At 61.8% G+C, this 21,023-nt stretch carries 20 protein-coding genes and 1 other RNA gene; 12 read left to right on the plus strand and 9 right to left on the minus strand.

Features of this window, described 5'->3' with window-relative positions; genetic code table 11:
- Nucleotides 1-19 precede the first annotated feature (19 nt).
- A complete protein-coding gene (locus tag K6N12_RS14345; protein ID WP_097629235.1) occupies nucleotides 20-2,335 on the minus strand; it encodes a methyl-accepting chemotaxis protein in 2,316 nt (771 codons plus the stop codon).
- A gap of 237 nt (nucleotides 2,336-2,572) precedes the next feature.
- On the opposite strand from K6N12_RS14345, the gene ruvC reads away from it, so the two are divergent.
- From ruvC to K6N12_RS14385, 8 genes are all read left to right on the plus strand, one after another.
- Nucleotides 2,573-3,082 (plus strand): crossover junction endodeoxyribonuclease RuvC, encoded by a 510-nt coding sequence (gene ruvC / locus K6N12_RS14350; RefSeq protein ID WP_003590322.1) that lies wholly within the window; start codon nucleotides 2,573-2,575, stop codon nucleotides 3,080-3,082.
- Nucleotides 3,083-3,139: 57 nt separating this feature from the next.
- Nucleotides 3,140-3,391 carry an AbrB/MazE/SpoVT family DNA-binding domain-containing protein gene (locus K6N12_RS14355; protein WP_097629234.1) on the plus strand — a complete coding sequence of 84 codons (252 nt, stop codon included), beginning with the start codon at nucleotides 3,140-3,142 and terminating at the stop codon, nucleotides 3,389-3,391.
- Nucleotides 3,391-3,804 carry a type II toxin-antitoxin system VapC family toxin gene (locus tag K6N12_RS14360; protein WP_097629233.1) on the plus strand — a complete coding sequence of 138 codons (414 nt, stop codon included), beginning with the start codon at nucleotides 3,391-3,393 and terminating at the stop codon, nucleotides 3,802-3,804. Before K6N12_RS14355 ends, K6N12_RS14360 begins: the two co-directional genes overlap by 1 nt.
- Before the next feature lie 13 nt (nucleotides 3,805-3,817).
- Nucleotides 3,818-4,432, plus strand: coding sequence for a Holliday junction branch migration protein RuvA (gene ruvA / locus K6N12_RS14365; RefSeq protein WP_097629232.1), 615 nt, complete (start codon nucleotides 3,818-3,820; stop codon nucleotides 4,430-4,432).
- An 82-nt stretch (nucleotides 4,433-4,514) separates the two neighbouring features.
- The gene (gene ruvB / locus K6N12_RS14370; RefSeq protein WP_064840622.1) at nucleotides 4,515-5,555 is read left to right on the plus strand and encodes a Holliday junction branch migration DNA helicase RuvB; all 1,041 of its coding nucleotides are present in this window, start codon (nucleotides 4,515-4,517) and stop codon (nucleotides 5,553-5,555) included.
- The gene (locus K6N12_RS14375; protein ID WP_097629231.1) at nucleotides 5,556-6,458 is read left to right on the plus strand and encodes a metallophosphoesterase; all 903 of its coding nucleotides are present in this window, start codon (nucleotides 5,556-5,558) and stop codon (nucleotides 6,456-6,458) included.
- Between the two features lie 6 nt (nucleotides 6,459-6,464).
- The gene (locus K6N12_RS14380; protein WP_097629230.1) at nucleotides 6,465-6,977 is read left to right on the plus strand and encodes an NUDIX hydrolase; all 513 of its coding nucleotides are present in this window, start codon (nucleotides 6,465-6,467) and stop codon (nucleotides 6,975-6,977) included.
- Nucleotides 6,978-7,017: 40 nt separating this feature from the next.
- Nucleotides 7,018-7,581 (plus strand): DinB family protein, encoded by a 564-nt coding sequence (locus K6N12_RS14385; protein WP_097629229.1) that lies wholly within the window; start codon nucleotides 7,018-7,020, stop codon nucleotides 7,579-7,581.
- A 349-nt stretch (nucleotides 7,582-7,930) separates the two neighbouring features.
- On the opposite strand, the gene K6N12_RS14390 is transcribed toward K6N12_RS14385, so the two are convergent.
- Both K6N12_RS14390 and mprF read right to left on the minus strand, forming a co-directional pair.
- Nucleotides 7,931-9,313: a virulence factor family protein gene (locus tag K6N12_RS14390; protein WP_097629228.1), complete on the minus strand. Its 1,383-nt coding sequence runs from the start codon at nucleotides 9,311-9,313 to the stop codon at nucleotides 7,931-7,933.
- Nucleotides 9,310-11,913, minus strand: coding sequence for a bifunctional lysylphosphatidylglycerol flippase/synthetase MprF (gene mprF, locus K6N12_RS14395; RefSeq protein ID WP_097629227.1), 2,604 nt, complete (start codon nucleotides 11,911-11,913; stop codon nucleotides 9,310-9,312). The genes K6N12_RS14390 and mprF overlap by 4 nt, the downstream gene beginning before the upstream one ends.
- Nucleotides 11,914-12,148: 235 nt before the next feature.
- On the opposite strand from mprF, the gene K6N12_RS14400 reads away from it, so the two are divergent.
- Nucleotides 12,149-12,526: a DoxX family protein gene (locus K6N12_RS14400; RefSeq protein ID WP_097629226.1), complete on the plus strand. Its 378-nt coding sequence runs from the start codon at nucleotides 12,149-12,151 to the stop codon at nucleotides 12,524-12,526.
- 6 nt (nucleotides 12,527-12,532) lie between these two features.
- Here the strand turns inward: K6N12_RS14400 and K6N12_RS14405 are convergent, their stop codons facing one another.
- The 3 genes from K6N12_RS14405 to K6N12_RS14415 all read right to left on the minus strand — a co-directional run bounded on the left by K6N12_RS14405 (nucleotide 12,533) and on the right by K6N12_RS14415 (nucleotide 16,460).
- A complete protein-coding gene (locus K6N12_RS14405; RefSeq protein WP_097629225.1) occupies nucleotides 12,533-14,647 on the minus strand; it encodes a mechanosensitive ion channel family protein in 2,115 nt (704 codons plus the stop codon).
- 161 nt (nucleotides 14,648-14,808) lie between these two features.
- Entirely contained in the window at nucleotides 14,809-15,840 is a 1,032-nt protein-coding gene (gene gnd / locus K6N12_RS14410; protein WP_097629224.1) for a phosphogluconate dehydrogenase (NAD(+)-dependent, decarboxylating), read from the minus strand.
- A gap of 137 nt (nucleotides 15,841-15,977) precedes the next feature.
- Nucleotides 15,978-16,460: an SRPBCC domain-containing protein gene (locus K6N12_RS14415; RefSeq protein WP_097629223.1), complete on the minus strand. Its 483-nt coding sequence runs from the start codon at nucleotides 16,458-16,460 to the stop codon at nucleotides 15,978-15,980.
- A 70-nt stretch (nucleotides 16,461-16,530) separates the two neighbouring features.
- Here K6N12_RS14415 and K6N12_RS14420 point away from each other — a divergent pair, with 70 nt between their 5' ends.
- The 3 genes from K6N12_RS14420 (at nucleotide 16,531) to K6N12_RS14430 (ending at nucleotide 19,746) form a co-directional block, all read left to right on the plus strand.
- Nucleotides 16,531-16,866, plus strand: coding sequence for an ArsR/SmtB family transcription factor (locus K6N12_RS14420; protein ID WP_097629222.1), 336 nt, complete (start codon nucleotides 16,531-16,533; stop codon nucleotides 16,864-16,866).
- 102 nt (nucleotides 16,867-16,968) lie between these two features.
- Nucleotides 16,969-17,964: an NAD-dependent epimerase/dehydratase family protein gene (locus K6N12_RS14425; RefSeq protein ID WP_097629221.1), complete on the plus strand. Its 996-nt coding sequence runs from the start codon at nucleotides 16,969-16,971 to the stop codon at nucleotides 17,962-17,964.
- A 294-nt stretch (nucleotides 17,965-18,258) separates the two neighbouring features.
- Nucleotides 18,259-19,746 carry an esterase-like activity of phytase family protein gene (locus tag K6N12_RS14430; protein WP_097629220.1) on the plus strand — a complete coding sequence of 496 codons (1,488 nt, stop codon included), beginning with the start codon at nucleotides 18,259-18,261 and terminating at the stop codon, nucleotides 19,744-19,746.
- 129 nt (nucleotides 19,747-19,875) lie between these two features.
- Here K6N12_RS14430 and ssrS read toward each other — a convergent pair.
- The 3 genes from ssrS to K6N12_RS14445 all read right to left on the minus strand — a co-directional run bounded on the left by ssrS (nucleotide 19,876) and on the right by K6N12_RS14445 (nucleotide 20,886).
- A non-coding RNA gene (gene ssrS, locus K6N12_RS14435) (6S RNA) lies at nucleotides 19,876-20,034 on the minus strand.
- Between the two features lie 70 nt (nucleotides 20,035-20,104).
- Entirely contained in the window at nucleotides 20,105-20,482 is a 378-nt protein-coding gene (locus K6N12_RS14440; RefSeq protein WP_003590299.1) for a cell division protein ZapA, read from the minus strand.
- Between the two features lie 128 nt (nucleotides 20,483-20,610).
- Nucleotides 20,611-20,886, minus strand: coding sequence for a DUF4164 domain-containing protein (locus K6N12_RS14445; RefSeq protein ID WP_037091544.1), 276 nt, complete (start codon nucleotides 20,884-20,886; stop codon nucleotides 20,611-20,613).
- Nucleotides 20,887-21,023: the final 137 nt, after the last annotated feature.

Here is a 21,023-nt window from a genome sequence, read left to right on the forward strand (position 1 = left end):
GTTACCGGTCAGATAGTGGTTACCGGTGACGCCGCAGCACGTGCACCTCGGCGCTGGACTGGTGGTGGCCAGACGGCAGCGTGAAATTGCCGAGCTGGCGGTCCATTTCCAGGGCTTCCGTCGCCAGCCTGTGGATCGCCGCCGTCGTTTCCTCGACCATCGAGGCATTCTGCTGCGTCATCGCGTCGAGTTCGGCCACAGCGCTGTTGATCTCCCGCAGCGTATCGGCCTCCTCGCGGGTCGCACCCATGATGTCGTGGATCTGCCCGTTGATCGCCTCGACATGGGCGCCGATTCCGGTCAGCGCCACTCCAGCCCTTTCCACAAGCGCCACACCGCTTTCGACCTCATGCGTCGATTTCTGCAGCAGGCTGGAGATCTCCTTGGCCGCGCTCGACGAGCGCTGGGCGAGTTCGCGCACTTCCATGGCGACGACAGCGAAGCCCTTGCCCGATTCACCGGCGCGCGCTGCCTCGACGCCGGCATTGAGCGCCAGGAGGTTGGTCTGGAAGGCGATGTCGTCGATCACCGAGATGATCGTGTTGATCTGGCGCGAGGAGGCCTGGATCGCCTCCATCGCCGCAATCGTCTCGCGCATGATCTGGCCGGAGCCGGTCGTCTCCTTCTTGGCGTCGCGGGCGATGCGCTCGGCCTGTTCGGCCCGCTCGATCTGCCGCCGGACGGACTGGGTGATGGCGCTGATCGCATTCGCCGTCTCGGTGATCGAGCCGGCCTGGCGCTCGGTGCGCCCCGCGAGCTCGTCGGCGCCGGTGCGCATTTCCTCGGAGCCGGCGCGCACCGCCATCGAATTTCCACCGATGGCCGTCATGGTTTCGCTGAGCGTCGCGAGCGCCTCGTTGAAATTGATGCGCAGGCTTTCGAGCTCGTTCGGGAAGCGCGTATCGATCTGATAGGCAAGATCGCCGCTGGCCAGATGATGCAGGCCTTCGTCGATCGCTTCGACCACCTGCTGCAGCGTCTTTGCCTCGGCCTCGCGCTCGGCCAGATTCTGCTGGCGATCCTGCTCGGCCTGCAGGCGCGTCTCTTCGCTGGCGGCTTCCAGTTCGCGGCTTTCGATCAGCGACTGCCGGAAGCGGGCGAGCGCATTCGCCATCGTGCCGATCTCGTCCTTGCGGTTCAGGCTGCCGATCTCGCTGTCGAGCTTGCCGTCGGCGACGTCGCGGGTCACACCGGCAAGCCGCGCAAGCGGCGAGAACAGGAAATTGGTGACCAGCCCGGTGGCGACTGCCATGACGACGAGCACGCCGATGCCGATCATGGTTAGCAAAGTGGCGATCTCGATCGAACCGGCATTGAGCTCACTGAGCAGCACGCTCTCGACGACAAGGAAACGGTCGCCGCGATAGTCAATACCGCGGACATAGGCGCGGGCCGCCCCATCCGCTCGGCTGAAATCGGCAACCGTCATCGCCGAACTGGCAAGCGCGTCCTTGATGAAAGTGAAGGGTGTCGCGTCGAGCGTCGCAAGCCTGCCGTTCGCGTCGAGCCCGATGGCCGACCCATCGCCGGAAACTATCGCCGCCCGCGCCGTGCTGCCCTGGACGATGCCTTTGGCAAGGATGCCGGTGACGATGTCGTCGCGCACCTTGAACAGGATGATGCCCTTGGCCGCCCCGAGCTTGACGATCGGCACGGCATAGAAGATCGCCGAATTGCCGCTGGCGGCATCGACGCGAAGGCCGGAAAAACCTGTCGGTGCGGCGTCATCGGTCGCTTTGGCGGTATTCTCGATTGCCTTGGCGAAAGCGATACCGGCGCCGGTTGGCTTCCACGCGTCCGTCTTCAGATTCTCGGCGAAGTCGTCTTGCTTCTTGTAGGAATAGAGGACGGTGCCGTCGAGATCGGCGATCAGCAGATCGCTGAAGGCGGTATCTGCGAGGTCGCGGGCGACTTCGCCCTGCGTCTTCTCGTGGTTCGAATAATAAAAGCCGCTCGGCCCTTCCGGCTTCATCAGTTTCTCGCGCTGATCCGCCGGGTTGGGATTGCTGGAGATGAAAATCTTCTTCAACTCGGCGCGGGCATCGCCGGAGGTCTTCTCGATCGTCTTCCAACCGCTTTTCAGGCTGGTGATCGACATCTGCAGCGCTTCGATGCGCGCAATCGACGTTGCCTGGTTTTCAAGCTGCGTCAGTTGATCCTGCAGCATGTCACCGCGAAAGATCAGCACGCTCTCCTTGGCTTTCAGCGCCTGCTCGTCGGAGATCCGGCTGCTGGCGAAATAGGCAAGCACGTCGATTACTGCGATCGACAGCACCGTCAGCAGAATGAATGTGGCGATGACCTTGAAGGACAGGGATTGAAATCTCTGTGCCATGTACGACGAACCCCTCTGAACACGCCTGCCGGCGTTGGCACGCAGCGCATGCCTGATCGACCGATCTTTTAAACAGAACATCGGGGCTCCTTGCGACACGAGACCCCCTTCGTATTTGACACTAGAATTCAAGCATCTGTTTTAATTCGCGGTAAATGGACCGGCTTAAAACCGAGAATGTTTTTGTTTTGTTCACATATCGGTGGCAGTTATTTCGTAGTCGCTATAGGTTGAAGCATGCAAAATACGATTCGCATCGTCGGCATCGATCCCGGCCTTCGCCGCACCGGCTGGGGAATCATCGACACACTTGGCAATTCCCTGCGCTTTGTCGCCTCCGGAACCGTGACATCCGACGGTGACATGGACCTTGCCTCTCGCCTCTGCCAGCTGCATGACGGCTTGGCGGAGGTCGTCCACACTTACAAGCCGGATGAAGCCGCCGTCGAACAGACCTTCGTCAACAAGGATGCGGTGGCGACCCTGAAGCTTGGCCAGGCCCGCGGCATTGCCATGCTGGTGCCGGCCCGCGCCGGTCTGCGGGTCTCCGAATATGCTCCGAACGCCGTGAAGAAGGCCGTCATCGGCGTCGGCCACGGCGAAAAGCACCAGATCCACATGATGTTGAAGATCCTGATGCCGAAGGTCGAATTCAAAGGCGATGACGCTGCCGACGCCCTGGCGATCGCCATTTGCCATGCCCACAATCGCGGCAGCAACCGGATGCGGGAAGCGCTGGCCGGCTAATCTGTTCTTGACTTGTTCCAACAGTAAGGATAATTCTTACTTCGAAGGAGCAGCAAGATGCGCGTGACGTCCAAAGGCCAGGTCACCATTCCTCGCGATCTTAGAGAGCTTGCGGGCATCAAGGCCAACAGCGAGGTCATCTTCTCGATCGAGAACGGCAAGCTCGTTCTCTCGCCGAAGAACGGCAAGCAGGAGATCGAGGATCGGGGCCGGCTGGACCGTTTCCTGCAGACGATCCGTCGGCTCGAGGGAACTGGCGATCAGGCGATTGATGCCGAAGACCTCATGTCGATGACCCGTGATCGCTGATGGCGACGCTTGTCGATACAAACATACTCGTCGACCTGGCTGTGGCCGGTTCGGACTGGCACGGTTGGTCGCGTCGGAAAATGCTCGACGTCTTTAAAGATGGACCGGTCCTCATAAATCCGATCATCTATTCCGAGTTTTGCGTTCGCTACGACGATATGGATGAAGTCGACCAACTGCTTCCGCAGGATGAATTTCGCCGCGAGAACCTGCCTTGGCCGGCTGCCTTCGCCGCGGCGCAAGTCTTCCGGCTTTACCGTCACGCCGGCGGCGGACGCGAACAGATATTGCCTAACTTCTTCATCGGCGCCCATGCGGCGATAAGGGGCTACAAGATTTTGACCCGCGACCCCAGCGGATACCGATCTTATTTTCCCTCCGTTGAACTTATCACGCCCGAAACCCACCCTTGAGAGACCGCGCCCTATGATCGGCAAGCTGAAAGGCACAATAGACGAGATCGGCGAAGACTATGTGCTCGTCGATGTGCACGGCGTTTGCTACGTCGCCCATTGCTCGGCCCGCACCCTGTCCAAGCTTGGCTCGGCCGGTGAGGCCTGCGTACTGTTCATCGAAACCTATGTGCGCGAGGACCAGTTGAAGCTGTTCGGCTTCATGACCGCCTTGGAGCGGGAATGGTTCAATCTGCTCCAGAGCGTCCAGGGCGTCGGCGCCAAGGTGGCGCTCGCGGTGCTCTCGACGCTGACGCCGGGCGAACTCGCCAATGCGATCGCCCTGCAGGACCGCGCCGCCGTCTCCCGCGCGCCGGGCGTCGGCCCGAAAGTGGCCATGCGTCTCGTCACCGAACTCAAGAACCGGGCGCCGGCCTTTGCCGGAGAAGCGATCAACATCGCCCTCAAGCAGGAGCTCGGCGAAGGTGTCGCGGCCGCACCCGTTGCCGACGCGGTTTCCGCCCTGACCAACCTCGGCTACAGCAGAGACCAGGCGGCAAATGCGGTTGCCGCGGCGATGAAGACGGCCGGCGAAAACGCCGATAGCGCCAAGCTGATCAGGTTGGGCTTGAAAGAACTGGCGCGGTGAAGCCAGGAAAACCGATGATAGGATGTCGAGGCGGCCGATTTTTGGTGTATTGCTGTGACAGGTTTCAAAACGGAATGAGAGCATGAGCGAACCCGCCCGCCTGATATCGCCGGAAAAGCGGGGCGAAGATCTCGACATCACCCTGCGCCCGCAATCGCTGGACGAATTCACCGGCCAGGCCGAAGCCCGCGCCAATCTCAAGGTCTTCATCGAGGCGGCGAAGAACCGCGGCGAGGCACTGGACCATGTGCTCTTCGTCGGTCCGCCCGGCCTCGGCAAGACGACGTTGGCGCAGATCATGGCGAAGGAACTCGGCGTCAATTTCCGCTCGACGTCAGGCCCTGTGATTGCCAAGGCCGGCGATCTCGCCGCCCTCCTCACCAATCTCGAGGAGCGAGACGTGCTCTTCATCGACGAGATCCATCGCCTCAACCCGGCCGTCGAGGAAATCCTCTATCCCGCCATGGAAGATTTCCAGCTCGACCTGATAATCGGCGAAGGCCCTGCCGCCCGCTCGGTAAAAATCGATCTCTCGAAATTCACCCTGGTGGCGGCTACCACCCGTCTCGGTCTGTTGACGACGCCGCTGCGTGACCGCTTCGGCATCCCGGTGCGCCTGAGCTTCTACACCGTCGAGGAGTTGGAACTGATCGTGCGCCGCGGCGCGCGGCTGATGAACCTGCCGATGACCGAAGAGGGCGCTCGCGAAATAGCAAGACGCGCCCGCGGCACGCCGCGCATCGCGGGTCGGCTGCTGCGGCGCGTGCGCGACTTCGCCGAGGTGGCAAGGGCCGAGGCGGTGACGCGTGAGATCGCCGACGAGGCACTGACTCGCTTGCTCGTCGACAATGTCGGCTTCGACCAGCTCGACAAACGTTACCTCAACATGATCGCCGTCAATTTCGGCGGCGGCCCGGTCGGCATCGAGACCATCGCCGCCGGCCTTTCCGAGCCGCGCGACGCGATCGAGGACATCATCGAGCCTTACATGATCCAGCAGGGTTTCATTCAGCGTACACCGCGCGGCCGTGTTCTGACCGCAATCGCGTGGAAACATCTCGGAATGCAACCGCCCAAGGAAATGGAGGCTGCGCAGTTCCGGCTGTTCCAGGAGGACAACTGAGTGATTACCCGCCGCGGATTTTTCAAGGTTCTTGGCGGCGGCATTGCAGGCGTCATGTCGCTTGGTGGGTACGCCTTCGCTTATGAACCGCTGGCGCGGCTCGGCATTGCCCGTTACCGGTTGACGCCGCCGGGGTGGACACCAGGGCTGAAGCTCCGCGTCGTCGCGCTCGCCGATATCCATGCCTGCGAACCCTGGATGTCGGCAAGCCGCATTGCCGCGATCTGCCACAGGGCCAACGAGCTCGAAGGCGACGTCACCCTCCTTCTCGGCGATTACGCCGCCGGCATGAATATGGTGACGCAATATGTGCATTCGAGCCAATGGTCGAAGGCGCTCGCCACCCTGCAGGCCCCCCTCGGCGTCCATGCGATCATGGGCAACCACGACTGGTGGGAGGACAGGACCGCCCAGAAGAACGGCGGAATGGAGACATTCGGGCACCGGGCGCTTGGCGATGTCGGTATCCCTGTCTACGGCAACCGCGCCGTCCGGCTCGAAAAGGATGGCCGCGGCTTCTGGCTCGCAGGCCTCGAAGATCAGCTGGCGCTATTGCCCGGAAGGAGATGGGGCCGCACGCATATGCTCGGCCTCGATGACCTCGAGGGAACGCTGACTCAAGTGACCGACGATGCCCCCGTCATCCTGCTCGCCCATGAGCCCGACATCTTTCCGCGCGTGCCCGAGCGGGTGTCCCTGACGCTGTCTGGCCACACCCATGGCGGCCAGATCCGCTTCCTCGGCCGTTCGCCGATGGTCCCCTCGCGTTACGGCAATCGCTATGCTTATGGCCATATTGTCGAGGAGGGCCGCAATATCATCGTCTCCGGCGGCCTCGGCTGCTCCATCGCACCGGTGCGCTTCGGCGTGCCGCCGGAAATCGTCGTGATCGATCTCGGATAGAATGACATGAGCAAGCGCACTCTCATCCGCCTGACGGCAGGCGCTGAGCGTTTCAATTACCGTATCGCCGGCCTCGGCTTTCGCGATGGCCACGTGCTCGTTCATCGCGCCGTGCATGAGCCTTTCTGGACCTTTCCGGGCGGCAGGGCGGAAATCGGCGAGACGTCGGAGGAAACGCTGAAACGGGAGATGGTGGAAGAACTCGGCCTCGAAGTCACCGTCTCCCGCCTGCTCTGGGTCGTCGAGAACTTTTTCCGCTATGAACAACGCGACTGGCACGAACTCGGCCTCTATTACCTGATGGACATCCCCCCGGAATTCCCCTTTCAGCCGGGTGAAATCATCCACCGCGTCGAAGACGGTGACAACCACCTCGAATTCAAATGGGTGCTTGCGACGCGCCAGGCCCTGACCGACCTCGACATCCCGCCCTATTTCATCGCCGATGAGATCGAGAATCTGCCTGTCGCCCCCCGTCATCTCGTCTGGCGGGACGGCAATCTCGATGAGAAAAACTGACGCAAGCCAGTCCGAAAGCACGCGAAGAGGAGATGCGCCGATGCCGACCTTCGATCCCATCAGGTCATTTCGCAAGCTCGCCTATAACAACGCCCTTGCCAACCACCGTCTGCTTCAGGCCTGCACGGCATTGAAGCCTGGTGAATTCGAAGCGCCGCGCACCAGCTTCTTCCCCTCGATCAAGGAAACCTTGAACCACATCATCACGGTCGACTGGTTCTATGTCGACGGCCTGGAAGGCGGCACGCTCGGCTACCAAGCCTTCGAGATGGACGAACCGTTCGATGATATTTCATCGCTGGCGCAAGCTCAGGCCAGGGTCGATCAGCGCCTGGTCGCACTTTGCGAGGCTCTAACGCCGGAAAGGCTAGTGTCGGCCGTCCGCCTCCATCGCGGCGACCGCATCCAGGAAGAGCGGATGGACGACGTCCTCGCCCATCTCTTCCAGCACCAGACGCATCATCGCGGCCAGGTGCATGCAATGCTCTCCGGCACCAGCGTGGCTCCGCCGCAGCTCGACGAATTCATTGTCGCCGGCGACGCGCGGTTCCGCGGTGAGGAACTCGCCGAGCTCGGATGGAGCGAAGAAATGCTGATGCGTTAGAGCCTTTCCTGGTCAGATTGAAGCATTCTGTTGGCTCAAACGGAGTCGGATGGTCGACCGGCCGGCGCGTCGTAGCAAAGCTCCACGGCCAAGCCGGCCGGTCGATCAGCCGGCCCGTTTCAGCCAACCCTCCCGCAGATTTGCCAGGCAAATCTGCAAGACTTGGGAATCGCCGGACGCACTTATCGCTTCGCCACGGCGAATCGGTGCGGTCGGTGGGCCGGGCATCTCTCCGCCAGGATCAGAGGCGATCGGCTCGAGCGTACCAACGGGTATGCCCTTCGCCAATCGCCTCTGCCCTGACGAAAACCGGCTCCGGCAGAATGCTTCAATCTGACCAGGAAAGGTTCTAATTCCGCAGCCGCTTTTTCAGTCCGTCGATGATCGTCTTGGTGAGAAGATCGTAATTCTCGTCGAAGTGATGGTCGCCGGGCAGTTCGACCACCTCCGCGCCGCTATCTTTCACCGCCGGACAGGCGACATCGTCATCGTCGTCCTTGCCATAGATGCATTGCACAAGTTTCGGATCGATATTCTTCAGATCGGCGACGGGATCGCCTCCAGCCCCTTCCGTCTTCTGGCCAAGCCAGCCGAGAACGGAGATGACGTAGTCGACCTGGTGCGAGAGCGACAGCAGCGACAATTGCGCCACCGCCGACTTTTCGGCCGGCTTGAGGAGCTGATAGGTGGCAGGCACAACGTCCGCGCCGAAGGAATAACCGACGAGCAGCACATGCTTCACCTTCCACTGCTTCCGGTAGAAATCGATGATCTTCGAAAGATCGGTGGCCGTCTCCTCCGGCTTGCGCTCCGACCAGAAATAATGAAGCGAATCGACGCCGACGACCGGAATGCCTTCCTTCTGCAGCGTGCCGCCGACCTCCTTGTCGATGTCGCGCCAGCCGCCGTCGCCGGAATAGATCACCGCCATCGTATCGAGGGCAGGCGTCGCCTCCAGGATCGCCAGCGGCAGTCCGAGCGGATTGCCGAAGGCGCCGGAGGCGGTAACGAGATCGTCAAGCGTATCGGCAAGCACCGTCTGCGCGTCGTCGGTGGAATCGCGAATTTCGATTGCGGAATGGGTCTTCTTCAGTGCCTCGACATGCGCCCGGCCGTCCTTGTCGGCCTTGGGCGTGAAGACTGACACAACAGGATCCGGCAGAGGCCCCTCGCTGAGGCCATACACCGTGCGTTGGCCGACCACCTGCTTGGAAGCCGGCGTGCAAAGCTCCTTGGCAAGCGGAATGCCGGCGGCCGGATCGACGGCAAGCGTTTGGCCGATCGTCGCATCCGGCGTCTGCGCGGCGATCGCCAGCGCCAGGGCTCCGCCCTCGCCGATGCCGGCAACGATCGGCAAGTGATAGGCGTTGTTGCCGGTCGCACGCTGCACCTGCTGGCTCAGCGATTCGATATCCGAAACCATGTAGAGACAGCCGTCATTGAGGCCGACATCGTAGCGGTCAAGCGCCTGGATATAGGAGGGAAAATCGACGCCGATGACGACGGCGCCTTCAGCGACCAGCCTGTCGGCCTCCCCCTTCTCATAGTCGCCCCAGCCGGCGGCATCCGAGATCAGCATCACCGTGCCCTTCACCTCTCCTTCCGGCAGGAAGATGTGCGGCGACGGGATGAGCCCGGTTTCGAAGCTCTGCGTGGTCTCCTCGGCGGCATCAGCCGATGCGGCCGCGAGCATGCAGACGCATGCCGTGGCAAGTAGGATTGTCCTGATCATTTTCTCACTACCCCTTTCAATCCGCCCCCGATCAGAAATGTCGCGTCCATCAACGCGATCATCGGATTGCCCCCTCCGGAGACCGCAAGATAGCGCGGTTGCCAGTGCGGATGAAATTTTGATTTGAATGCCCGAAGGCCTTTGAAGTTGTAGAAGCGCTCGCCGTGTTCGAAAACGGTGCTGCCGATGCGGTCCCAGACGGGCGCCGCCTCGCGTTTCGACATGCCGGAGAGAGGCGCCATGCCGAGATTGAAGTGGGTGAAACCCTGGCCGCGCAGATATTCCATGATCTGCACGAAGAGAAAGTCCATCGAGCCCTTCGGCGCGTCCGGCGAAAAGCGCATGAGATCGATCGTGCCCTCCTGCCTGGATTCGGTGACGAGGATATTGGCGAAGGCGACTATCCTGCCGTCCTTTTTCAGAATGCCGACCGGCTGGGAACAGACGTAATTGGGATCGAAGGCGCCGAGCGAAAAACCCTTTTCCTTTGCGTTGTGATGCTCGAGCCAGGCCGTCGAAACGGCGGAGAGATCATCGATGACCGAGGGCACGTCCTCAGGTTCGACAACGGCAAATTCCAGCCCGTCGCGCTGGGCGCGGCTCGCCGTCTGGCGAAGGTTTGCCCATTTGCCCCCCTTCATCTCGAAGGTTCGAAGATCGGTCACGGCCAGTTCGCCGAGCTTGAAGGCGCGCAGGCCGGCATCGGCGCAATGGGAAAGCAGCGACGGCGAGATCTGATAGAACACGGCCCGGCAGCCGGCGGCGCGCGCTGCTTCGACGAAACGCCAGACAAGCTCCTGCCCGGCGCGATGTTCGCCGACCGGGTCGAATAGCGCGATCCAGGAACGGCCCTGCCGGCCGTACATGATGAAGGCGTCGCCCTTTTCCGAGAACATGATGCTCTTGTCGCCCATGCGCACCAGATTGGCGTCGGCATTGCCCTGCTTGCCGACGATCTCGACGGCACGCGCCAGCGCCTCCTCCGTCGCCGGTTCCGGCCGGAATGTCGCCGGCCGGAGCAGGCTGAAGATGGCGATCGCCGACGAGATGATGGTGATGCCGAGGACGGCGCGTAGGCCCCGCGGCGCTTCGGCGGTGAACTCGAACTGCCACCAGAGCTGGTTGCTGTATTCGACATCGCGATAGACGAAGAGCAGGATGACGACGGCGCCGACGACGATGACCGCGATCGCCATCAGCCAGGACGCCGTGAGCGCCTGGTTGAGCAGCGAGGCATGGCGGGTAAAGAGCCGCCGGCTGACGAAGAGCCCGAAGATGAGGAAGGCAAGAAAGGCGGCTTCGACGAGCGCGATCGCTTTCAAGAGCGACAAAGTCAGCGCCGCAAGGGCCGAAAATACCGCCACCCACCAGGCGCCGTCGAGTCGCTGGCCGAGGCCGCGCGCAGCAACGACGAGCGCGAGCCCGAGCAGGCTGGAAAGGAAATGCGCCCCTTCCACCATCGGCAGTGGCAGATAGTTGGAGAGGAATTCGAGGTTCTGGTCCGGTGTCGGCGTGACGCTCGAAAAGATCAGCATGACGCCGAGCAGCAGCGCAAGCGCCGATAGCAGCTGCGGCATCAGTCGTCCGCCGATGCGCCGGACGCTGGAGGCGGCCGGATGGTCGACGAAACGGCGCAGCTCCGTCGCCGAAACCGCAAGCACGGCGATCAGCAGCGGCAGCACATGATAGATCAGCCGGTAGAGCACTAGCGATCCGAGCACCGCATCAATGTTCACCGCGCTGCCGAGCGAGGCGATGATCACGGTTTCGAACACGCCGAGCCCGGCCGGAACGTGGCTGAGTACGCCGAGACCGACGGCGATCGCATAGACGGCCAGGAAGACCGGCCAGCCGATGGCCGTCTGCGGCAGCAGCACGTAAAGCACGGACGCCGAGGCGGCGATATCGAAGGCGGTGACGAGGAACTGCCGTGACCAGGTGCGCGAATCCGGCAGGCGGATTGCCACAGGGCCGAGATCGAGTACGTGGCCATCACGGCCGATGATCATCACTGCACTCAGAATGGCAACGATCGAGCCGGCGATCAACCGCAGCAGGAAGGGGCTGACACCGATTAGCGGGCCGATCTCGTCGGCGATGATGATGAGGGCGATCGCGCCGACTCCGGCAAGCCCGAGACCGAAGGAAAGCGTGACGAAGGCGATGATGCGGCCGATATCTTCGGGCGAAAGCCCGAGACGCGTATAGGCGCGGTAGCGGATCGCGCCACCCGAAAGCGCACCGAAGCCGGCGGTATTGCCAACCGCATAGGCACTGAACGCCGTCAGCGCCACATGCGGAAAGGGCAGCTTCTTGCCGATATATTCGATGGCGTTGAGATCGTAGAAAACCAGCGAGAGGAAGCTGAGTGCGGTGAAGAACAGGGCAAGCAGGATGGCGCTCGGCCTGGTCGCCGCCAGCGCATCGACGACATCGTCATAGCGCACTTCGTTGGTGAGCTGCATGATCGCGTAGCCGACGAGGCAGAAGACCACGAGTGTCGCCGCTGCCGTCAGCGGTGTCCTGTAACGTCTGAACAAACCACGAAAAGAAAATCCTTCCGCGTCTTCGATCTCTTTCAAATTGTCGTGACCCGACATCTCTTATCCTGCTGCAATTGCCAGCTCGGCGGGAATCATTTTGAAAGACGTAACATGAGAGGCATACAAGCTCTATGAAGACATGCCGCCGCAACCCCAGCCCGCCGCTCGGGCCTCCATCACTCTCAATTGGGGCGAATTTGCGCAGGTGAGCGTAACGGCGCATTGCATTTTCGTAAGCTTCGGACGAGCTTTACCCGCGACGGCGAATTGAAACACAGGAGAACGGTTCGATATGCAGGATGGTCCGGCTCTGATGATGATCGTCCTCGGCCGCCTGTTGCTGGGCGGCCTCTATGTCGCTGGCGGCATTCATCATTTTTTCGTCATCGTGCCGCTGACCGATGCGATCGAAGCCCGCGGCATCCCTTTTGCGAAATGGGTACTGCTTTCCGGCAGCATGTTCCAGGTCCTGGCCGGCACGCAGCTGATGTTAGGGCTCTTCGTGACCGCAGCGGCATTCGGTCTTATCCTCTTCACCCTTGCCGCCACTATCATGCTGCTGAATTTCTGGGACATGCAGGGAACGGCCCGCGAAAGCGCGATCAATACCTGGAAAACCAACATGGCGATCATCGGCGGTCTGCTGATCGCCGCCGCCGGCCCGATGTGAAGCGGCTTATGCCGCCGGTTCGCCATTCGCCCGCGCATGGGCGGCGTAGCGCGCCACGGCGGCATCCACCTCCGCATCGCGATCACCCGCCACCTGCACTGTCGGCACGGCGAATTCGATGCCGTTTTCCTTGAAGGCGTTGCGGATCATCGCCAGCGCATTGCGGCGGATGACGAATTGCTCGCCGGGCTTCGTCATCATCGACAGCCGGATTTCGATCGCGAATTCGCCGAACTGCTCGACACCCTTCATCTTCAGCGTCTCGATGATATGAGGGCCGAATTCTGGATTTTCGAGCAGCGTCTGGCCGATTTGCTTGATCACCTTCTTCGCCTTGACGAGATCGGTGTCGTATTTGACGTTGAGGCTGATCTTGTCGATCGTCCAGTCGCGGTTGAGGTTCTTCACCGCGCCGAGTTCGCCGAACGGCACCGTCGTCAGCGGCCCGCGATGATGCCTGAGCTTCACCGAGCGCAGGCTGAAAGCCTCGACCACGCCCTTGTGGCTGCCGCTTTCGATATATTCGCCGATACGGAAAGCATCATCCCAGAGATAGAACATGCCGCTGATGACGTCCTTGACTATCGTCTGCGCGCCGAAACCGACCGCCACGCCGACGACACCGGCACCGGCGATCAGTGGCCCGATCTCGATGCCGAGGCCGGAGAGCACCATCAAAACGGCGATGACGGCGATGACGACGGCCAGGATATTGCGGAAGATCGGCAACAGCGTCTGTATCCGTGCGCGTCTGGCCCTCTCCTCATCCGTTGCTCCGCCATCCACGGAAGAATCGAGTAGCTTGCCGTCGATATAGGCTTTGACGACATGCCAGAGCAGATCGGCGGCCAGCAGGATGACGATGCCGCCGATGACACCGCGGGCGATCTTGTCCACCATGGTCTCGCCGGCGGCCATCGTATCGGCGCCGACGCCGAGCATATGCCCGAGCCAGATGGCAGCAACGGCAATGATCAGCGCCCGCACACCCCGGTCGAGAAGCACGGTCGCAATGCGGCGCGTCGCCAGGAAGCTCGCTTCAGTCTGCTGCAGCGATTTCACCGCAATCGTCGAAACGGCAAGCACGCGCGGCAGCAGCAGTACGTAGATGCCGAGCCAGAGCAGCCAGTTGAAGCCTGCGACCCAAAGGCTCCAAAGCAATAGGAAATAAACGGTGAGCGCCCAGGAGGTCCCGTGACCGCGCTTCTCGTCCTTGTGCGGCCGCGACCAGACCGCTTCGATCGCAATCAGCAGCAGGCCGATACCGAGGATGTAGCCGACGAGGAGCCGCGCACTCGGGGAATAGCCAAGCGGCTCCATCGACTGGATCGCCGCCCAGCCAAGCATGAAATAGATGACGAAGATCGCGCAGCGGCGGTACCAGAAGAGTGCAACGACATGCCCTGGCATGGTGGGAGCGGTGATGCCCTGCCTCTCCTCCTCGGTCCGCGCCAGCCCGATGAGATCGACCAGCACACCGCCGAGGCAAATGGTGAAGCGTTGGACGATGAGCGCGACGACGCAGACGATCGCGATACTCTGGCTGAGCGGCGGCCAGCCGAGGCTCAGAAGCGCAAGCACCGTTGACGCCGCGAAGATCAGCGCCGGTATGACCCGCGGCGCCAGATGCATGCCGGCCATCTCGGCCAGTCGACGACGGCGGCGGCGGAAGGCATAACGGGCAAGGCTTTCGACAATCGCGCCGAGCAGGAAGATGGCCAGGAACTGCGCCACCATGCGCGGCCAGCCGTTCGCGGCGATTTCACCTAGCAACAGCGAGGACGCATTGCCGATCTGAAAGGGCAGCGTCATCGCCGCATCTGAGACCATCGCGACGTGCCGGCGGGCATGCTGCAGCAGGCCTGACAGCACCGACATCTGATCCGCAGCCGCCGAACCGCCCGCAGGTGCCGTCGCCATCTGGGTCGACATCCACTGCTTGACTTCGGGCGTCTGCATGAGCTGCATCATCTCACGCACCTGCGCCGGAGGAGCGGCCGCGGCCGGGACTTGCGCCGGCGATGTCTGGGCAAAGCTTGGCGAGATCACCCCAAGAAGTACGATGAGTGCCAATATTCCCGATATGGCGGCCTTCAAGACCCCTGCCCCGTCACGCTCCATCACCGCCCTCCAATGGAGTGTCGGCCGCTTGGACGAAGCAGCCCCGACATTTCCCGTTCGGCAATGGATACTCGCGACCGCTGCCGCCAGCAAGCGGTAGGAACCCCATACCGATGGCTAGAGCCTTTCCTGGTCTGGAAGGCGCCGAAAGCCTCTGGCCTTCAGGATTTCGGAGCCGGCTTTTCCACGTGGCCGCCAAAGCCCGCCCGCATCGCCGACAGAACCTTATTGGCGAATTCGTCGTTGTCGCGCGAGGAGAAGCGGCCGTAGAGTGCGGCACTCAGCACCGGCGTCGGCACGCTTTCGTCGATTGCCGCCATGATCGTCCAGCGCCCTTCGCCGCTATCGGAGACACGCCCGGCATATTTCGCCAGCGCCGGATCGGCATGCAGTGCATCGGCCGTCAGATCGAGCAGCCAGGAGGTGATGACGCTGCCGCGGCGCCAGACTTCGGCGACGTCCTGCAGATTGAAGTCGTATTGAAAATGTTCAGGATGGGCGAGCGGCGCGGTTTCCGCGTCAGCCTCATGCGAGGCTGCTCCGATATTGGCATGTTTCAGGATGTTGATGCCCTCGGCATAGGCGGCCATGAGACCGTATTCGATGCCGTTGTGCACCATCTTGACGAAATGGCCGGCGCCATGCGGGCCGCAATGCAGGTAGCCCTGTTCGGCGGTGCTCGCCGCAGCCGCTTCGGCGGTGCGGTTCGGCGAGGCTTCCGTTGTGCCGGCGCCGGGCGCCAGTGTTGCGAAAATCGGCGAAAGGTGCTGAACGGTGCCCTTCTCGCCGCCGATCATCAGGCAGTAGCCGCGCTCCAGGCCGAACACGCCGCCACTGGTGCCGACATCGACATAGTGGATGCCCTTGGTGATAAGGTCGGCGCCGCGGCGGATATCGTCGTGGTAATAGGAATTGCCGCCGTCGATGACGATGTCGCCATTCTCAAGCAGCGGCACCAGGTTCGCGAGCACCTTGTCGACGATCGCCGCCGGCAGCATCAGCCAGATCGCCCGCGGATGCGAGAGCTTCGAGACGAACTCTTCGAGCGAAGCACTGCCGGTCGCACCGAGGCCTGCGAGTTCGGCAACGCTTTCCGGCCTGGCGTCGTAGACGACGCATTCGTGACCGCCCCGCATCAGGCGCTGGACCATGTAATTGCCCATGCGGCCCAAACCAACCATGCCAAGCTGCATAATGAAATCTCCTGGAAATCGAGATGAAGTGTCGATTCCGGAAACTAGCACCCGCAGTGTGACAGGCAAGCGAACTCTCGCTACTCTTGGCGAATGCGACGATTACGCCGCCGATCTCCTTGAAGCCGACTTGCCGGTCAGGCGTCCGGCGCGCTGGCCGGCTCTCCCTTCATTTCGCTGAGGAACATGCCCTCGCGCAGATTGATGCCGTATTCGACGAAAGCCTTCATGCAGCAGAGCATCTGCGTCCAGCCTTCACAGTTGAGATAGGTGCCGCGCCGGCCGGCATCGTCCTCACGCCAGCCGCTCTCGGCGATGGTCACCAGCGTGCCGCCATCTTCGAGCGGCTTGAAGTTCATCTCCACCGACGTCTTATAGGTCTTCTTGTCGTCGCCCGTGCCGCCATCCCAGCTGAGCACGATGCGACTTTCCGGCACGAGTTCGACCACCTCCACCTGGGCGTCCTTCCACCAGGTCACAGTGGTGCCCTTGACCAGCGGCGCGCTCGCCCCGCCGATCGTGGTGAAATAGCTGCTGAGCTTCTTCGGGTTGACGACAGCGTCGAATACCTCTGCGACGGGTCGGCCGATACGGCCTGAAACGCGGATTCCGAGAGACATGGTCCTTCTCCTCTTCTCCATTGTGTGAGTTTCCATTGTACTCGGCGCCATTATGTTATAAAAATATAACATGTCAAGCGAATCGACCGACGACCCCGTTTTCAAGGCGCTGGCGCATCATCGCCGGCGCGAAATTCTCGACCTGCTCAAGGATGCCCCCCGCACGACGGGGGCGCTTTGCGAAATGTTTCCGCAGATGGACCGCTGCACCGTGATGCAGCATCTGAAAGTGCTGGAAGAGGCCGATCTGGTCATCGCCAGGAAGGAGGGCCGCGAACGCTGGAACCACCTGAACAGCCTGCCGATCAAGCACATCCATGACCGCTGGATCAGCGCCTATGCCGGACACGCTCTATCGATCCTCGACCGGTTGAAAAACGATCTCGAAGGCCAGCCGGAACAATGATCCGGCCTGCAGCTTTCCTGCACCCCCATGCATAATTTATGCGTTGCCTGGCAATCCCGGCCTTTATAGCCTCCGGCGCCGAAACACTGAAGAGGCGGTGCGATGACGATACTGGTGACGGGAAGCGCTGGCCATCTCGGCGAGGCGCTGATGCGTAGCCTGAGAGGTGAAGGCCGGCCGGCGCGCGGCATCGATGTCAAGCCGTCGGCTTTCACCGACATGGTCGGCTCGATCGGCGATCGTGCTTTTGTCAGACAGGCGATGTCGGACATTCGCCACGTCGTCCATGCCGCGACCCTGCACAAGCCGCATGTGGCGACCCATGGAAATTGCGATTTCCTAGACACCAATGTCGGCGGCACGCTGAACCTGCTCGAAGAGGCGATCGCCGCGGACGTTGCAAGCTTCGTCTTCACCAGCACCACCAGCACCTTCGGTGCGGCATTGACGCCGGCCGCGGGCCAGCCGGCCGCATGGATCACCGAGGAGGTACTGCCGGTTGCCAAAAACATCTACGGCGTGACGAAACTCGCTGCCGAAGGCCTGTGCGAACTCTTCGCCCGCAAATCCCGCCTGCCGGTCGTCATTCTCAGGACCTCGCGTTTCTTCCCCGAACGCGACGATGATCCTGATATTCGCGGCGGCTATTCGGCAGAGAATGCACAAGCCAACGAGCTTCTTCACCGCCGCGTCGACATCGCCGATGTGGCCGGCGCCCATCTGCTGGCGCTCGATAAGGCACCGGCAGTCGGCTTCGGCCGCTACATCATCTCGGCCACGACGCCATTTTCGTCGGACGATCTCGCCGAGATCAGGCGCGACGCGCCTGCCGCCGTCGAGCGGTTGTTTCCAGGTGCGGGTACGCTCTATGCCGAGCGCGGCTGGAAGATGTTCCCGAGCCTCGGTCGCGTCTATGTCAACGCCCGCGCGAGGCGGAAACTCGGCTGGCAGCCGCGCTATGATTTTCGTTTCGTGCTCGATTGCCTCAGCGACAAAAGGGAATGGCGCAGCCCGCTGGCGCTCGATGTCGGCTCGAGGGGCTACCACGACGAGGTCTTCACCGAAGGACCTTACCCGGTCGATCAGGCAACGGCCTGAATTGCAGGCTCTCCCGCATAATTCCTTCAATCGGAACCGATTTAAAGATAAAATCATGCAGCACTTCAAAAGTGCTACAACGTCCTTAGCGCGTCCTTTCAGACGCGCGGCGCTGTAGGAGCGTCATCCAGATATCACGATCCCATCCTAGACCGTTAGCCGGGGATATGGGGGACGAGATCCAGGACGTGTTCTCTCTGCGGATCGATCCCAAGGCCGAGGGTGTCATTTGAAGCGGTGTCCAGCCTGCGGGCGGAAGCCGCTGCAGGAACGCTTTGACCGAGAGGGTATTTCATGAACAACGTCAAATCATACGCATCGCGGCTGTTTGCTGCGGTTCTCGCGGCATCCGCCGCCATTCCGGCCGCAACAAGCGCGGAGAATTCCGCCACCGTCGGCAGCCTTACCTTCGTCAACAAGGGCCTGGTCGGCATCGGCCGCATCCCGGCCAATCAGCGCGACAAATTCGGCGAAACCTTCGGCTCCGGCTCCGGCATGGCGATCGATTCCGCCGCCTGGAGCCGCGATGGCGCCGGTTACAAGGGCACGCTCTACCTGTTGCCCGACCGCGGTTACAACGCCGTCGGCACCGTCGACTATCGGCCGCGCCTGAACACCATTGCGATCGGCCTGACACCGACCGCTCCGGGTGCGGCGCCAGAGAACGGCAAGGAGCAATCCGGGGTCGATGCGAAACTTGTCGATTCCACCCTGTTTGTCGATGACAAGGGCGGCGACATGACCGGCCTCGACCCGGAATCCGGCGTCCGCGCCGCCGCCGGCGACTTTCCGCCGCTGCCGCAGGCTGTAAACGGCAAGATCGCGCTCGACAATGAAGCCATCATCCACATGACCGACGGAAGCATGTTCGTCAGCGACGAATACGGCCCCTATATCTATCGCTTCGCAGCCGACGGTCACCTGCTCTCGGCTACCCAGCCGCCGAAGGCGCTGTTGCCGATGCGCAAGGGCGCGCTGAGCTTCGCCTCCAACAATCCCGGCCCCGGCGTATCCGCTCCGGATCCGAAGGACCCGGAGACCGGCCGCCAGAACAACCAGGGCCTTGAAGGCATGGCGATGACGCCGGACGGCAAGTTCATCATAGCAGTGCTGCAGTCGGCAGCCCGCCAGGATGGCGGCGATTCCGGCTCGACCCGCCAGAATACCCGCGCCATGATCTATGACGCCGCCGATCCCGATCACCTGAAGCTGGTGCACGAATATGTCGTGCCGCTGCCGGTCTTCAAAGATGCCAAGGACAAGACGGTGATCGCGGCAGAAAGCGAAATCGTCGCCCTTTCCGACAAGACCTTCCTGATGCTTGCCCGCGACAGCGGCAACGGTCAGGGCCTGAAGGGCGACACCTCGCTCTACCGCAAGATCAACATCGTCGATCTCTCCACTGCGACCGATATCGCCGGCAGCAATTTCGATGCCGGCAAGCCGATCGCGCCGAAGGGCGTCGTCGATCCTTCGCTGACGCCGGCGACGCTGACGCCTTTCATCGACATCAACGACAAGGCCGAGCTTACCCGCTTCGGCCTGCACAATGGCGCACCGAACGACAAGAACAACCTGTCGGAAAAATGGGAAGCCATGGGTCTTGCGAGCGTTCTCGATCCGAACCTGCCGGACGACTATTTCCTGCTTGTCGCCAACGACAACGACTTCCTGACGCAGGATGGTTTCCAGGTGGGCGCAGCCTACAAGGCGGAGGGCGGCGCCGACGTCGACACCATGTTCCAGGTCTTCCAGGTCACCCTTCCCGGCTTGAGGAAGTAGCCGTACTCGACGAAGGGCGGACAGCCATTCAAAGTGCTACAGCGTCCTTTGCGCGTCTAGAAAGACGCGCGGCGCTGTAGCCGCCTTCGCCCGCTTGGTCCGGCGTCTTCGCTGAAGATGGAAGGGAAAGTGCGATCCACGGCAACCGATGGATGTTTACGATCCTGGGTGCCTACAAACGTAGGTGGGCGCCGTGTGTCCAGGCCCACGGGCCTGGCCAGGGACAGCTCCCTTTGGATCGAGTATGGCCCCAGGGATTGTGGTTCCTGTCGAGAGGCGCAGACCGCATCGCGATATATAAGGTCGTTTGCGCCGACGCGCCAGTGGCGGCTGCAAGTCGTCCTTATTTAATTGAAGATCAATTGAGTTCGGGGGCTGGCCGGCCGTTCAGCTTGTCGGTGATGCCGCGAATGCGGGATGAAACCTCGCTGAGCGCCGCCGCGAGGTTCTCCTCGGTGCGGGCGGTAGCGGCAAGCACCGTGTCGCGGTTGCCGCGCAAGGATTCGAGTTCGGATTCCAGCCCTGTGACGCGGCGCGTCAGCTCGGCAATCTCGTCCATGATCATGATACCGGCCATGACCGTAATCCTGAGATCGCCGATTTCCCCGAACTGCCCCTTGAGATGGCCGACATAGCGGTCGAAACGGGTGGCGAGATCGGTCAGGTGATCCTCCTGCCCTTCCTCGCAGGCCATGCGATAGGCTTTGCCGTCGATCGTTACCGTCACCTGCGCCATGCCAAACTCTTTCTATAAGAGCATGATGCCGAAAAGTGTGAGCGGCTTTCGGACGACGTCATGCTCTAACTCTTTCAATGAGAACAGGATCTAGATTTTGGGCCAACCTGGCCTGAAACCATCCTGTTCTAGCGATCCAGAACCGCCCGGATCGTTTCCATGGCCGTCACCAGCCGCCGCGATACCTCGCGGTTGACTTCCTCAAGCCGGTTGGCGCGGAATTCGGCCTGATCAAGCTCCTGCGCCAACCGGGAGCGATCGGCGTGCACGCGCCGCACCTCGCCCTCGATCTCGCCCTGCTCGCGCTCCCGCTCGACGCGCACGTCGACGGCGTTTTCGAGACTCGAAATCGCCTGTCTCAATTCGTTGAGCGCTGCTTCCATGGTTTTGCCTGTGGGCATCATGCCTTCCCGATTCCCGCGCAGGATACGCGAATCGGCACGCCGCGCCGGTCCTGCGATTTCAAAAAGGATATGCAGCTCGCCGACGGCCCGTCAATAAATCCTGTCACTTGCCCACCGGCCTATCTTGTGGATGAGCG

This window comes from Rhizobium redzepovicii, assembly GCF_019793435.1.
Classification (GTDB): Bacteria; Pseudomonadota; Alphaproteobacteria; order Rhizobiales; family Rhizobiaceae; genus Rhizobium; species Rhizobium redzepovicii.

Excerpts from the sequence above, each read along its gene's own strand:
- K6N12_RS14345 (WP_097629235.1), bottom strand. The coding sequence starts at position 2,335 with ATGGCACAGAGATTTCAATCCCTGTCCTTCAAGGTCATCGCCACATTC.
- ruvC (WP_003590322.1), top strand. The coding sequence starts at position 2,573 with ATGCAAAATACGATTCGCATCGTCGGCATCGATCCCGGCCTTCGCCGC.
- K6N12_RS14355 (WP_097629234.1), top strand. The coding sequence starts at position 3,140 with ATGCGCGTGACGTCCAAAGGCCAGGTCACCATTCCTCGCGATCTTAGA.
- K6N12_RS14360 (WP_097629233.1), top strand. The coding sequence starts at position 3,391 with ATGGCGACGCTTGTCGATACAAACATACTCGTCGACCTGGCTGTGGCC.
- ruvA (WP_097629232.1), top strand. The coding sequence starts at position 3,818 with ATGATCGGCAAGCTGAAAGGCACAATAGACGAGATCGGCGAAGACTAT.
- ruvB (WP_064840622.1), top strand. The coding sequence starts at position 4,515 with ATGAGCGAACCCGCCCGCCTGATATCGCCGGAAAAGCGGGGCGAAGAT.
- K6N12_RS14380 (WP_097629230.1), top strand. The coding sequence starts at position 6,465 with ATGAGCAAGCGCACTCTCATCCGCCTGACGGCAGGCGCTGAGCGTTTC.
- K6N12_RS14385 (WP_097629229.1), top strand. The coding sequence starts at position 7,018 with ATGCCGACCTTCGATCCCATCAGGTCATTTCGCAAGCTCGCCTATAAC.
- K6N12_RS14390 (WP_097629228.1), bottom strand. The coding sequence starts at position 9,313 with ATGATCAGGACAATCCTACTTGCCACGGCATGCGTCTGCATGCTCGCG.
- mprF (WP_097629227.1), bottom strand. The coding sequence starts at position 11,913 with ATGTCGGGTCACGACAATTTGAAAGAGATCGAAGACGCGGAAGGATTT.
- K6N12_RS14400 (WP_097629226.1), top strand. The coding sequence starts at position 12,149 with ATGCAGGATGGTCCGGCTCTGATGATGATCGTCCTCGGCCGCCTGTTG.
- K6N12_RS14405 (WP_097629225.1), bottom strand. The coding sequence starts at position 14,647 with ATGGAGCGTGACGGGGCAGGGGTCTTGAAGGCCGCCATATCGGGAATA.
- gnd (WP_097629224.1), bottom strand. The coding sequence starts at position 15,840 with ATGCAGCTTGGCATGGTTGGTTTGGGCCGCATGGGCAATTACATGGTC.
- K6N12_RS14415 (WP_097629223.1), bottom strand. The coding sequence starts at position 16,460 with ATGTCTCTCGGAATCCGCGTTTCAGGCCGTATCGGCCGACCCGTCGCA.
- K6N12_RS14420 (WP_097629222.1), top strand. The coding sequence starts at position 16,531 with ATGTCAAGCGAATCGACCGACGACCCCGTTTTCAAGGCGCTGGCGCAT.
- K6N12_RS14425 (WP_097629221.1), top strand. The coding sequence starts at position 16,969 with ATGACGATACTGGTGACGGGAAGCGCTGGCCATCTCGGCGAGGCGCTG.
- K6N12_RS14430 (WP_097629220.1), top strand. The coding sequence starts at position 18,259 with ATGAACAACGTCAAATCATACGCATCGCGGCTGTTTGCTGCGGTTCTC.
- K6N12_RS14440 (WP_003590299.1), bottom strand. The coding sequence starts at position 20,482 with ATGGCGCAGGTGACGGTAACGATCGACGGCAAAGCCTATCGCATGGCC.
- K6N12_RS14445 (WP_037091544.1), bottom strand. The coding sequence starts at position 20,886 with ATGATGCCCACAGGCAAAACCATGGAAGCAGCGCTCAACGAATTGAGA.